The following is a 13,819-nucleotide window of genomic DNA, read 5'->3' as shown; positions in this document are numbered from 1 at the left end:
AGGAAACCCAACGGAAAGGAACGCTCCGGGCGGTCGATTTTCGAGTTGTTCGAGTTCGAACGTACTTGCCGGCCCGACATCGACAATTCCGCGCTGACGGATTCGAACCGGTCTCAGATCTCGTTTCGAATCGCCAGTTCGAGCGTCGCTGCGGTGACGCGAGCATCTCTGACCTGGAGCGCAACGGTGCCACCGTTGAACGTCGACGGAATCGCTTGCCAGCCAGTCGTCCGGATGCCGGGACCGTCGTCGACGGGTACCGGATCGCCAGCCTCGATCGTTCCGCCGGCGGTCGTTGCGGCGAGTCGAACCGCGGCGTCCCCGTCGGTATCCTCGTGGGCTTCCACTCGAGCGGTCACCTTCGCGTACAGCGGCGTCGCCGGCGTCGCCCGACGTACCCCGAGTGACGTCGGCGTGTCCGTGAACTCGCCTTCGGCGGACGCCACCGGGGCCGTCCCCTGGAGCCCAGTGGCGTCGACGGTGAGCATGTGAGCGAGCGGCTTTGCCGTTCCCCCGCTTGGGACCGGCGAAACGGTCTCCTCGTATGGGAGCGGGTCGCGATAGGCCACCTCGAGAGTAGCGTTGTTCACCTGCGCGGTCGCATCGTCCGATTCCGAGCGCATCTCCAGGGTCGCGTACCCGGCGCGCATCGCCTGCGGGACACACACCCACTCGGTAGTCAGCGTCACGGGTTCGTCGCCGCCCGCGTTGACGACGGGGTCGCCGGCGGTAGTACCGTGCTCGCCGTGGACCGCGACCCTCGCCTCGGCCGAAACGTCGTCGACTGCCGTCTCGAGTTCGACGATCGCCCGGGCATAAACGGGGGAGGCGGGGACGGTCGTCTCGGTGAGCGCCAGGGCGGCACCGGCGTCGACGAACTCCGTACTTGTCGTGGTCGCCGGCGCGTCCGCCAGTTCGGTCGCGACGTACGTGGTTAGCTCTCCCGCGTCGAGTTCGAAGTCCGTCTGCTCGACCGTCCGGTCGTCGCGCTCGAGCCGTGCCGGATCGACGTCGGTGATGGCGAGAACTTCTCCGGCGCTCCAGGGCACGTCACCGACGTTCTGCTGGTGGTCGACGTAGCTCAGTACCCGATCCTCGCGCCACCGCTCACGGTCGATGTGGATATCGCTCCACGTCATGTTCCGTCGGTAGAGGACGGATGTACTCCACTCGCCGTCGAGTTTCTCGACCAAAAGCGGCCACCCGCCCTGCTCGAAGTCGCGGGTGAGGATGTGGACGTCGCCGTCGTCGCCGACGACGACACCCATGCGTCCGATCGGCGAGGAGACTACCCCGCCGCCGCCGAGGTTGACGTCGTCCGTCCGGTTCGTCGCCGCCTCGGTCACCCACTCCGCCGCGTCGGGGTCTCGATAGGCGTGGTAAATCTGGGTGTGACCGCCCTCGTCGTCGCGGTAATAAGTAACATGCGGGGCGTCGTTCCGCGGGTCGTAGCTCGACCAACCCTGGTTGATGAAGTTGCTGCCGGGCTCAATCGGGTCGACGACCTCGGTGTCGCCGAACGTAATCGGCAGGTCGTAGGGAGTGCCGTCGCTTTGCTCCCAGGTCTCGCCGCCGTCGGTGCTTCGGGCATAGGAGAGGTCGACGTTCGTCTGGACGTCCCAGGTCTCCCGGAAGTTAAAGAAGTAATGGAGCGTTCCGTCGCCGGACTCGACGAGGTTCCACATGTAGGAGTTGAACTCGGCCTCGCCATCGACAAGCGGGTGTTGCAGCGGTTCCCACGCGTCGGCGTCAGGATCCCAGCGATTCATGATCCACTCGCCCACGCCCGAGGAACCCTCCCGGTGAGCCTCGAGCAGCGTTCCGTCCCGTAGGCGGGTGAACTCGACGTAGGTGACGCTCTCCTCGTACTCGCCGGTCATCCCGACGCGTTCGTCGCTCCAGGCCGTGATGTCTTCGGGCTCCTCGCTGCGACGCCACAAAATCTCGGAGTCGCGAGTGTTGTAGTTCAGGAAGACGTGACCCTCGGGCCCGACGCCGATTGCCGGCGTCCAGTGGCCGTCACGGACGTCGATCTCGATCTCCATCTCGTGTTGTTCCCACTCGCCCTCGGGAAGGTCCCGCGCCGCGACGATCAGTTCACCGGGGTGGGTCCAGTACGCGAAGTACTGGCGGTCGCCGTACGTCGTGAGCCGCGGCATGAACGGCGGCGTGTCCGTCTGCGCGTTTCCGAGTCCGTTCTCCGTGAGAACGGACCGCCTGAGCGCTGATTGTGAGTCGTTTCCGCTCCCAGGTTCGACGCTCGCCGTCGACATTCCCACGCCGAGCGTTCCTGTCGTGCCAACCAGTCCGCTGGCGGCGAGAAACGTCCGCCGTCGGACGGCGGATGACGATTCGGTTCTGTCCTCGTTGGTAGCCGTGTTTCGGGTCATGTGATCGGTGGTACTACTACTGAGCGTTCGATTCACGTCCACCGGCCAGTATTTGCCGTATGTTCACACTGGACAGCGATGCCCGTTGGCCGAGTCGATTCTGTAGCTGTCTCGTTACAGACCTGGTGGACGTTCATTCCCGCCCTATCGTTCGCGACAATATCAATTATCATAATTGTTTTGTCGCTTCGTTATCACTCCGTGCTACCGACGGAAGAAAACTCGTGTGGAACGAAACCCGACTACTGTCGTGAGATTGCAAGGAGGAGAATTAGTTAGTATTCTATCAAATGGTGTTTCTCGTGGATGAATTTCCGTGAAGGAGACAGTGCTATGTCGCTCAGGTCCGAATCGTTAGTTCTAGCCGCGGAGAGCGACCAACTCTCAGAAGCGCTTTACGTCGAAGGCGAGACGCCTGACGACGGACGAATCGTCCTCGAAGTCGGGCTCCCCCGCGGCGGAGCAACCGTTATCCACGACCATTGCAGATACCGACGAAATCGTCGCCGGGAACGAACAGCGAGGCGAGATCAGGTTAGCTCGGAGTCAGCAGGTCGTCGCGTTTCTGTTCCCGATACCGGTTGATGATGATCGCGACGATCACGAGGATCCCGAAAAAGATGAAGACCTGATTCCCGCTCGCGCCGGACTGGACGAGTCCGGTCTGCAAGACGCCGATGAGCAGGGCCCCGCCGATCATGTTGACAACGGATCCGCGGCCGCCCGAGAGGCTCGCACCGCCAATCACGGCGCCGGCGAAGGCCATGAAAACGTCACCGTCGGCCATCCCGGGTGTCGCCGAATTGAGGTAGCCGGTATAGAGCAGGCCAGCGAACGCGCTGAGCATGCCCGAGAGGACGAACACGAGAAAGATCGTCCGAGTGGTGTTGATACCGACACGGCTTGCAGCCTCCTGATCGCCGCCGACGGAGTAGACGTTGCTCCCGAACCGCGAGTGACGCATGAGCACGTGGATGATCACCCCCGCGATCGCCAGAAGGAAGATGGCAATCGGGACGCCGGCGATCGAGTCACCGCCGATCGCCAAGTAGGCGTCCGGCAGGTCGCTGACGGGATTGAGACTGAGTTCAAAGGTCGCGTACTGGAGAATGAAGAACGTTCCCAGCGTCACCAGAAACGGGTTGAGATCCATGTAAGCGATGAAGTAACCGTTGACGGCGCCGATCACAGCGCCGACCAGCAGGATCGTCGCTACGCCCAGATACCACGGCATCCACGGCGCCCAGACGCTCAGGAGCATCGCGTTGAACATCCCCGCGAAGCCGGCCGCCTGGCCGACCGAGAGGTCGAAGTTCCCCGACACCAGACAGATACCCTCCGCGATCACCAGGAAACCGAGCATGACACTCGAGAAGACGATGAACTGGAGGTTAGACACGTTGAAGAACTGGGTTCCGTTGATGATGCCAAAGAGGACAGTCGTCGCGACGAGCAACACCCAGATGAAATTGTCGACGAGGAACAGCTGGGTTCGTGTAGATGTTTCTCCGTCCGTCAGTGAGCTGAGCCCGCGCAAATCAAATTGCATCTTTGGACCTATGGTATGGATTCACAAGTATCGTCAATAAACGTTTCCATCAAAGTTCCCAGACGTTCCCGTTGCTGAACTGACCGGGCGTCACTGAGACCTGACGAGATGCTGGCCGACCGTCGGACGGCGAAGTCCGGAGGCGAATTCAATGTGGCGTGGAAGGACAAGCCAATCCCCGTCCGCCCAGCGACTGCCAGCGATCGGGGCCGAACCATGGATACCGGGATCGGCATCACGAGGCGACTGTGGCACGGTTGCGTATCGAGCGCCCGCGGCCGGTCAGTCGTCGGCGAAGATGTTGCCCCAGTTGGCCTCGTCGTCGTAGTTGTCCGGCGTCAGCAGTCGGCCGTTGGTCTGGAACCAACGGTGGCCGTGTGACTCCCGAACTTCGGCCGGTGCCCAGTCCTGTTCGGCCCAGATGTCCGTCCCGAGGTGCTCCTCACCGGTGATCTCGAGGTCGTCGGTCGTAATTTCCTCCCCGATCTCCGGAAGGGCGTCATCGCCGTCGTCTCGGGCGACCTCGAGGTAGTGCATAGCGATAGGCAAATAGTACTGGGTCGGCTGGGAGAATCCGCGCTGGATCCAGCCCTCCTCCATCTGCTCGATCACGTTCGGTCCGCCGTCCATCGCAGCGACGAAGATGTCGCCTGGGTCCCCTCCGTAGTTATCGATGGCGTTGGTCGCACCGATGGCCATCTCGCTGTTGGCGGCGAAGATGGCGTCGACCTCGCCGCCCTCGGACTGGAGCACCGAGTACGTGTCGTCCTGAGCGTCTTCCCGACTAAACTCGGCCGTCTGCTCGATCACGTCGATGCCGGCTTCGTCCTCGACGGCGTTCTGGAACCCTTCCTCGCGTTCGATCCCGATGCTCATCCCAAGATCCCCCTGCAGGTTGAGGACTGTCCCGTCGCCGTCGAGTTCGGCAACGATCTCCTCGCCCAACTCTTCACAGGCCTGCTCGTTCCCGATGTAGACGCTCATCGTGAGCTCCTCGGTCTCGATATCGGAGTTGGCCGCGATCACCGGAATGTCGTCGGCGGCGGCATTTTCGACGGCGCTGGCCGGCGCCGTCGCGGAGACGGGCCCAACCAGGATACCGGCGGCGTCCTGCTGGACGAAGTTCTGAATGTGGTTGATCTGTTCGTCCTCCGCATCTTGGGCGTTCTGATTCTCGAACTGATAGCCGTGATCCTCGGCGTAGAACTCGCCGCCCTGAACGTACGCCTCTTCCCAGGCGCCGTACATTCCCCAGACCGTATGTGGATAGAACGGGCCGTCACCGTTACCGCCGAGGCAGCCTGCCATTCCAGCGAGTCCCGCCGCACCGACCCCCTTCAGGAGGTCTCGGCGCTCTACGCAAGGGGTGCTATTATCTGTCATAGACGTATATCGACTATCCGAACAGAAGCGTAAAAACTTAACGGTCGGTTAGGGCTATCTCCGGACCAAAATTTGTACATTAGAGACAGGGAATAGACGATAGGTCGGACGACTGAACTACTCGGGGAGCCCGGCCTGCATGTTCTCGAGATCGTTGACGTCCGTCTCCGCCTTCTTGACGTCACCGACCTTCTCGCCGCGAGAAAAGACCGTGAATCGGTCGCAGATATCGTAAGCGTGGGGAAGGTTGTGCGAGATGAAGATAACGGCCGTCCCCGACTCAGCCAGTTGCTCGATGAAGTCGAGGACTTTGCGCACGCCGGAGATGGCCAGCGCAGTCGTCGGCTCGTCCATGATGACGAGTTCCGCGTCGAAGTACATTGCGCGGGCGATTGCGACGCCCTGTTTCTCTCCGCCGGAGCAAAACCGAACCTCCTGTTCAGGAGAGGCGATGTCCAAGCCGAGACTCTGCGTGACTTCTTCCGCCTCTTCACGCATCCGTTCTTTGTCCAGTAACTGGACCGGTCCGACACCGGTGGCCAGTTCCCTGCCGAGAAAGACGTTCTGGGCGACACTTCGGTCTTCGACCACCGCCTGATCCTGGAAGACCGTCTCGATGTTCAGCGCTCGAGCGTCCCTCACCGACGTGATCTCGGTGCGCTCTCCCTTCCAGAACACGTCGCCCTCCGTAGGCTCGTGGACGCCCGCAATCATCTCGATTAGTGTCGACTTCCCCGCCCCGTTATCCCCGAGCAGGCCGAGAATCTCTCCCGGGTACACGTGCAGATCGACGCCCTTCAGCGCGTGAACAGAGCCGTACCACTTGTGGACGTCCTCCATCCGCAAAATCGGTTCGTCGGTGTCGAGTGCTGTGGCCATTGTAAACGTTCTCGTCATGAAGTCTGCCACCTCGTCTAATAAATATTTCGTCGTGTGGTATCACGTGACTATGTTCGGCGCGGCTGCCCCTCGAGCGCTTCGGTTGCATAGTCACAGTTCTAAATGAGTCCGCAAGCGCGTCGAAGCGGTCTCGACTGACAAATATCGGCAGTTCGGATGAAGAAACCGCAGCCTCGAGTGAGCTATCGGACCCGAGCGGCGACCTCGTCGGCGTTCAGTTCTATCCGGTCATATCCGGAACGTCGACGAACAAGCACCGGACCTTCGTTACGCCGTACTCGATTCGACGGTTGATCGCTTCCGCACACTCCTCGGGGTCGCCATCGAAGAGGGCGGTGTTCCATATATCGGCGTGGAACCTCGGACCTACTACCGGTCAACATTCTGTTCGAGCACCCAATTTATATGTAGATCCGCAATAGAGTGATTGGTACCTCACTCGAGACGTGGGATTGATCGATATATGAAAGCGATAGTCCAGACCGGCCCCCGGTCAGTAGAGCTGCAGAGCCGCGAGAAACCGTCGCCACAAGATCATGAAGTCCTGATTCGCGTCCACGCGGCGGGACTTTGCGGGAGCGACGCACATGCATACAAGTACGAAGACGGTTACGAGTGGATCCCGATGCCGCGAATCATGGGCCACGAGTACGCGGGCGAAGTCGCCGATGTCGGTGCTTGCATAACCCAGTTTGAACCGGGCGACAACGTCATCGAAGAGCCGATTCACCACTGCGGATCCTGTTTCCAGTGCAAGAACGGACAGTCGAACGTCTGTCAGAACTTCTCGATCACAGGAATGCACGGCGACGGCGCGTACGCTGAGTACACCACGGTGAAACCGGAACATCTTCACTCGCTTCCCGATTCAATCCCACTCGAGCACGCGAGTATCACGGAACCGACGAGCATCGCGACGCGAGCGGTGTTTACTCAATCGAACACGCAGCCGGGCGATACAGTCCTCGTCGAAGGACCAGGTCCGATCGGCGTCCTCGTCGCCGCAGTCGCAGACTCGATGGGCGCGGACGTGGTCGTTTCGGGCCTGGGGAAAGACACGAGCTATCGATTGCCGCTGGTCGAAGAGCTCGGAATCGATACGGTGGCCGTTTCTGACGACGACCTAGAGGACGTCGTCGACCGGCGAACCGATGGCGTCGGATTCGACATCGTCTTCGATACGACGGGTCACGAGAGCGGCGTCGAGACGGCCGTCGATCAGGTTCGCAAGGGCGGCCAAATCGTCGTCGTCGGTCTGCCGGGTGCACCGAGCGAACTATTCATGACGCCCGTAGTTCGCGGCGAGATCGATCTGAACACATCGTACGGCTCGACGTGGCGGAACTTCGAGCAGGCTATTCGTCTCATCGACGGGAACAAGATCGATGTCGAGACCATCATTGATACGTCCTATAGCATCGAGGATCCCGAAACCGCGTTCGAGAGCTTTCTAGCGTCGGAAACGTGTAAACCGATCTTCTCCTTCCACGACGTCTAAATGATCCCGATCAGCGGACTACACATCACCGACGCGCCATTTCCATTCACTCCCGTCTCGAAGTGATACCCTCGAGTACGGCCGTTTCACTGCAACTGAATAGTGCATACGTGGCAGTCATACGATCGAATAGTGCTAGACACCCCACATGCTCGCTTGGAGTTATCCGAACGATAAACACCCGTGGATGAACGATTCTGCGTCCGACAAGGCCGGACAAGTTGTGTGGATGTCTTCCATGGGAGTTGTTATGAAACAGCAGTGAATAAACCCGGTCGAGGCGGCCGCGACGACGTTCCGGATTATCAAAGCGCTTCACGAACGCAACGGTGCTGGAGTCTCCGAACTCGCTTGGGAACTTGATACGCCGAAGAGCACGGACGAGGGATCTTCATCAATAAGGCCAAAGGAGAAGACGCCATAACGCCGGATATCATATCGAAATGCGAGTTTCCCTCCCTGCGACAGCTCCGGGAAAAACCGATCCTGTCTCCTCCACGGAATCCGGGGTTACCGGAATTGTCGACCATCCGAGCTTTCGAGTGCGAGCGAATGAGCAATCACAGACAGGGGCGGGCCGAAAAGGCAACTCGAGCCGCTCGAGGAACAGGTTCGGGATACGCTGCCTAACACTCCGATCTGTGGCGAGGGCGGGCGCTCTTCTTAAAGCGATTAGCGTCTCCGAACCGACGGGTAGATTGTTCGAAGACATGTTCATAGAAGAAATTCCGGGGAGCGTCTTGAACTCCGCGAATGAACTCGAAGTCACTATGACGCACTCGTAGTTCGTCCGTTCCTACCGGACACCGGACAGGCGGCTCAAGTTTAGCGGGTCATCTCGGAAGCGCTGATATGCACTGTATTAAGAAACTATTACGGAAGTATGTTTGTAAATATACTTGGTTCGTTCTCCGGGAGTTCGTCCAGTTCGTGAAGCTATGGGCTATCACCCGCTATCGAAGATCATACAATCAGTAATCAGATCTCGATCAGCATTCGATGAAATCGTTCTGCAAAAATCGTCCGGTCACGCCGTACGTTAGTGCTATAATCCGATTAATGAATAATGGGAACAGATGAATAAACTAGTGGGAAGTGTGTAGTGGCGATCCAAGCCTGAACTGATGAGTGGATTCGGTAGCGGTCGACCGGCTTTACTCATCAGTCGACGTTTGGAGCGGTACTAATTAGGCCAGTTCGAGAAGCGAGCAGGTCGTAGAGTTGGTTTGCATAAAACTTACAGACCTGCTCAGCGAGTGTTACGCGGCGGAATTTGATGAATCTTAAGAGCGTGAGCGGAGTGGTGTTCAGATAAGGTTGAAGGAGTGAGGCGTGGCGTTTTCAAAGTGATTCGTGCCCGAAAACGCACGCCTCAGTTCTAGTATCGGCCAGATTGACTTGGATTTTGTGGAGCGAGAGACAACACCGCGACTGTTGATGAAGCTCAGTATTCAGCTTCATCTCGCTTATCTCTCGCTTTCAAATACTGTTTATATTCTCGAGAATTTTGGTGTTGAACGCGCTCGATCCACCGTCCATAACTGGGTTCACAAAGCCGATCTACAGCCAGATTCTGGTCGGAATCCTGATCAGGTTGCGGTTGACGAAACCGTGATCCGACTCAACGACGAGCAGTACTGGCTGTATGCTGCGGTTGATCCCGAATCGAGCGGATTACTCCGCACACACACACAGCTTGAACCGACCAGAAACAAAGTAATAGCAATTTCATTCATTGCGGAATTGTGCGAGAAACACGGCGTCGTCGACGTCGTGTTTCTCGTCGACGGCGACAAAGCACTGAACTACGCCTGCCAACGACATGATCTCGATTTCAGATACGAACGCCACGGAAATCGGAACAGCGTCGAACATGTCTTTCGAGAGGTGAAACGACAAACTTCTTTGTTTTTAAACTGTTTTAGTAATGCATACGCGGAAACAGCTGACGAGTGGCTCAGATCATTCGCCTTTGCATGGAATCAGCTTATCTGAACACGATACTTACCATCGATCGAATCTTCACGTAACCCGGTCGCAATATAGTCAATATTCTGGATGTATTTCACTTCCCAAAGAAACACCTGGCCGACTTCCCAACCTCCTGACCCATCCCCATAAATATATCCACTAAGAATTGTCCACTGAATCCCATCTTCAGAGCCTTTGAGCACCACTTAAGCGGCTCTATTTTCGCTCCTCTCGAGTGCTCCTTTCGCTCTGCCTACGGCTCGTCGTCACAATCACCAACTACGAGCAAGGGGACGATCCGATCCGTGGAAATTTTAATCGATGAGATGGGTTCTATGACACATTCTTTAGGTTGCCATCCTCTCCACCCTGAACAGTAGACACCGAACCTAGTTCACGACATTGCTGGTGAGATTGTTTATGGTCACAACAACTGAAGCAAAATAGGCCGTCATGCCGCGTCAACCCTTGTCTGTCCAGAACTCGGCTTAGATATTAAATTCTGAGGAGTGGGTACGAGAGAGGATTTTCTAGTACTCAAGATACCATCCGGTCACTTGTTTGAAGTTGGTCGGCTAGACTCGCATAGAACGAGGCACAGCTCTCGTCGGGTGATCGGTGCGGAGCGACTGTTCCCAGCGTCTCCCAATTACCGATTAGCACCAGCCGTTTTCGGGCTCGAGTGAGTGCAACGTTCAGTCGGCGAGGGCCTTCATCCGGGAATTCGAGAAAGCCGCTGTGTCCCTCGTCGTTGCTCCGGACGAACGAGACGATAATCGCTTCGCGTTCCCCGCCCTGGAAGGAATCAACCGTATCGACATCAACGCGTCTCGAGTTGTCGATCTCGAGCTGATTGACTCGATTGATTACTTCTCCGACTTGTCCACTGTAGGCAGTGATAACGCCGACATCACTGGGGTCCACACCGTTCTGAACCAAGAGTTTCACTTGTTTCGCGACCGCTCGTGCCTCCTCGAGATTATAGAGGGAGTTACCGTTCGTCTGGCGTTGCTCCGCTCCGGCGATGTCGATACCCATGATGGGGTTTAGCTCATCAACGGTCCACTCACGACATCGGTCGGCCGTTTGCAACTCACCGTTGTAGAACGCTTCGTTCGGAAACGTCGCGATCTCCTCGTTCATTCGATACTGTTTCCGGAGGAGAACGGAGATCTCATCCTCGTATCGGTTGAGGAGGTATTCGAAGAGGGAGATATGCATCTCCTCCTCTTGCATCGACTCGTCCGCGCAGTACGGCGGGAGTTGCTTGTGGTCACCCGCAAGGACGAGTTTGCGAGCGCAGTTGAGGACGATCGCCGTTGCCGGTCGGCTCGCCTGCGTCGCCTCGTCGACGACTGCCACGTCGAAGGCGTTCTGGTCAAACTGCGACGCCCCACTGGTCGTTGCGGCGACGACGTCGGCGGCCCCCGGCGATCGGTCGATGTAGTGCTCGTCCACGACCGGATTCCGGGTATTGTTCCCGACCCGTGCAATCGACAGCTCCGTCTCCGAATCCTGTGCCATCGCGTGCAGCGTGTCCGTCTCCGGCGCGTCTCGAGTGCTATCGCCGACCAGTAGATTGTCGACGGCCTGATTCGAGTGGGCCGTTACCAGTACCGACTGTCCCTTGTCGACGGCGTGTTGGACGTATGCAGTCAGGGTCCGCGTTTTCCCCGTCCCCGGTGGACCGTGAATACAGACGACATCGTTCGCTCCATCCGCCCAGAGTAACGCCTGATACTGATACTCGTTCAGTTCGATGTCGGGCGCTGGAAGCGCGTACTTGGTAACGTCGAATGCGACGGAACGGTTTCCGGTGAGAAGATCTCGCTTCGAATCGTTGGCCTCCACCTGGGTGATCGCTTTGAGACGCCGGTTAAACGGGATCGGGTTCAGCAGTTCTTGTACCCAGCATTCGATCTCGTCGCTAGCCAGGATCTTCTCGACGACAGCGCGATCACCGACGGAATCCCAAACCGGCTGGATAGTGACGTTCGGTCCGTCGATATCGAGGATCTCACCCTCGAGCGGGAACTGCTCGTCGTTCGCGTCGGTATCTACGATACAGAAGTTCCTTTCGAAGAGCCCCTCGTCGTCACGAAGGTCGATATCGCCGTCTCTATCGTCGTCCTCATCATCCGCGATCTGAAAGACGTAGGCCATATCTTTGGTTTTGCCACGTCTTGTGCGGAGAGGGAGAAACGGCCCGGAGACGTAATTCCGACGCACTGCGGTATCAAGACCGATTTCGGAATACGTCTTCCAGTTTGACTCGCGTTGCGTTTCGCGTTCGGTGCGAACGAATTCCTTCAGTTCTTCGAAGAACCCCGCTCGATCGTCAGTACTCAATCGATCGGACGGCTGGATCCGCTCCGGTGGGAATTTCGATTCGTCGATCGGTAGTTCCGGTTCCTCCCGATGTTCGGGAAGCCAGAACCGGAGACGATGACCGATCTCTTTCGTCCGCAATTTCTCGCAGGAGGTGAACCGTTCGGTTCCAGAGATACCGAATCCGCTGTCGAACCATCCGATGTGGTCCTGCTCCGGGCGATAGAGAACGTACTCGTTCGTCGGTACCGGGTCGTCAACCGCGAACAGGGGAACGACGTACTTGTCCCCATCCGGGGTTTTGATGTCGAGTAGCTCTTTTGCACGCTTTGCCGCTGTAGACACATCGACTGGGTCGTACTCGGTTCCACGAATGTCCGCGTGAAGGAGATTGGTATCCGCGTAGCGCCAATCGTTGAATAAATCGTTCATAAATTCACAAATTCTGATGGGTATTTAGTTTAAATGGTTGTGCAACTTGTGCTGTCAAATTTTGCCAGTGCCGTTAGCGAGGACAGTGGGACTGAATTTGACCGCGATAGACATATCAAAATACGACTCAATAGCGTGATGGATTTCTGCCTCATGACTGTATCCGTTCTAGGAACAAGAGACGATTCGCCTATCCTACGTTTCAGGTACCTAGAGGAATTCACCGCCTTCTAGCACACACCCAAAAAAGATGCTTTCGGTCGCCTCAATCGAGGTCTCGAGCACAACACTCAGATATCAGATAAAACGACCTGATAGCTGTAGGTGATGAGTCGGTTAGATCTGATGGCTAAGGTCTCCGATCCACTATTCACAACTAGGTGCAAAAGGCTGATCTACAGCCCTCCAGTGAAAAATCACCGGCTCACGTTGCCATCGTGGGGCAGTGATCCAACTCACCGACCAGCGCTATTGGCTGTCCGCTACGGTTCATCCACACACCAACGAGTTCTTGTACGTCAGCTCTTTCCCACTCGAAATAGGACTGGGCTCAACGCGAGCACGCCGATACCGACGGGGACGTTGACGTAGAAAATCCACTCCCAGCCGGGTCCGTCGGTGAGGAGTCCGCCGATGATATAGCCAATGACGCCGCCAACGGTGCCGGTAGCGAGCCAGAACCCAAGCGCTTTATTTCGTGCTGGTCCCTCTTCAAAGGTACTCATCAGAATAGAGAGCGCGGCTGGGAGCGCGATCGCCGCGCCCACACCTTGGAGGAAGCGACCCGCAATGAGCACGTCGCTGGACCAGGCGAGGCCACAGAGCGCCGACGTCGCGATAAAGACCACGGTGCCGATCATGAACACGCGACGGCGCCCGAAGAGGTCAGCTAACCGGCCGCCCAACAGCATCAATCCACCGAAGGTTAGCACGTAGGAGGTTGCCACCCAGTGCAGACTGCTGGCCGAGAATCCGAGATCCGTCTGAATCGTCGGGAGTGCGGTGACGACAGTCGATGAATCGAGGACGATCATGAAGGCCGCCGTGCACAGCAACAACAGGGCCGACCACTGGCCGGCGTCGAAGCTCTCGGCGGACGGATTTCCGCCCGTGAACTCGCTGGGCTCGGTCACGACTCCGACCACCTCTCGTACACGGCGGCGTCACTGTCATTGGTCGTTCGTGCTTCCTCGTCCCGTTCGATGAAGCTCGAGGCGTCGGTGGGCGGGGACGTTCGATCGGCTCCGACTTCCATCCGCCCCGATCAGTGTTGCGTTCCGCTCAAGCGGGGCGTCTCCGTCACGGATATCATCGACCGCGTGGAAGCCGCGACCCCGTCTCCGATCACGTCCTCGAACCGGAAGCAGT

Annotated in this window: 9 protein-coding genes; 2 read left to right on the top strand and 7 right to left on the bottom strand. The window is 57.9% G+C overall.

Annotated features, from left to right (window positions below; genetic code table 11):
* Window positions 1–113: 113 nt before the first annotated feature.
* The 4 genes from ACYQ14_RS19320 to ACYQ14_RS19305 form a co-directional block, all read right to left on the bottom strand.
* A complete protein-coding gene (locus ACYQ14_RS19320; RefSeq protein WP_459890560.1) occupies window positions 114–2,390 on the bottom strand; it encodes a BNR repeat-containing protein in 2,277 nt (758 codons plus the stop codon).
* Between the two features lie 535 nt (window positions 2,391–2,925).
* A complete protein-coding gene (locus ACYQ14_RS19315) occupies window positions 2,926–3,939 on the bottom strand; it encodes an ABC transporter permease (protein WP_459890558.1) in 1,014 nt (337 codons plus the stop codon).
* Between the two features lie 282 nt (window positions 3,940–4,221).
* On the bottom strand, window positions 4,222–5,322 hold the full coding sequence (locus ACYQ14_RS19310; protein WP_459890556.1) for a sugar ABC transporter substrate-binding protein: 1,101 nt from the start codon (window positions 5,320–5,322) through the stop codon (window positions 4,222–4,224).
* A 117-nt stretch (window positions 5,323–5,439) separates the two neighbouring features.
* A complete protein-coding gene (locus tag ACYQ14_RS19305) occupies window positions 5,440–6,201 on the bottom strand; it encodes an ATP-binding cassette domain-containing protein (protein ID WP_459890554.1) in 762 nt (253 codons plus the stop codon).
* A 484-nt stretch (window positions 6,202–6,685) separates the two neighbouring features.
* Here ACYQ14_RS19305 and ACYQ14_RS19300 point away from each other — a divergent pair, with 484 nt between their 5' ends.
* Together ACYQ14_RS19300 and ACYQ14_RS19295 are read left to right on the top strand one after the other, a co-directional pair.
* Window positions 6,686–7,720 (top strand): zinc-dependent alcohol dehydrogenase, encoded by a 1,035-nt coding sequence (locus ACYQ14_RS19300; RefSeq protein ID WP_459890552.1) that lies wholly within the window; start codon window positions 6,686–6,688, stop codon window positions 7,718–7,720.
* A gap of 1,353 nt (window positions 7,721–9,073) precedes the next feature.
* The gene (locus tag ACYQ14_RS19295) at window positions 9,074–9,715 is read left to right on the top strand and encodes an IS6 family transposase (RefSeq protein WP_459890551.1); all 642 of its coding nucleotides are present in this window, start codon (window positions 9,074–9,076) and stop codon (window positions 9,713–9,715) included.
* Between the two features lie 513 nt (window positions 9,716–10,228).
* Here ACYQ14_RS19295 and ACYQ14_RS19290 read toward each other — a convergent pair.
* The 3 genes from ACYQ14_RS19290 to ACYQ14_RS19280 form a co-directional block, all read right to left on the bottom strand.
* A complete protein-coding gene (locus ACYQ14_RS19290; RefSeq protein ID WP_459890549.1) occupies window positions 10,229–12,451 on the bottom strand; it encodes a DEAD/DEAH box helicase in 2,223 nt (740 codons plus the stop codon).
* Between the two features lie 518 nt (window positions 12,452–12,969).
* Window positions 12,970–13,584 (bottom strand): MFS transporter, encoded by a 615-nt coding sequence (locus ACYQ14_RS19285; protein WP_459890547.1) that lies wholly within the window; start codon window positions 13,582–13,584, stop codon window positions 12,970–12,972.
* Window positions 13,581–13,706: a hypothetical protein gene (locus ACYQ14_RS19280; protein WP_459890545.1), complete on the bottom strand. Its 126-nt coding sequence runs from the start codon at window positions 13,704–13,706 to the stop codon at window positions 13,581–13,583. Before ACYQ14_RS19280 ends, ACYQ14_RS19285 begins: the two co-directional genes overlap by 4 nt.
* Window positions 13,707–13,819: the final 113 nt, after the last annotated feature.

Source organism: Halostagnicola bangensis (assembly GCF_054653435.1).
Note: the sequence above shows the minus strand (reverse complement) of the source record. Positions and strands in the feature narration are given on the sequence as shown.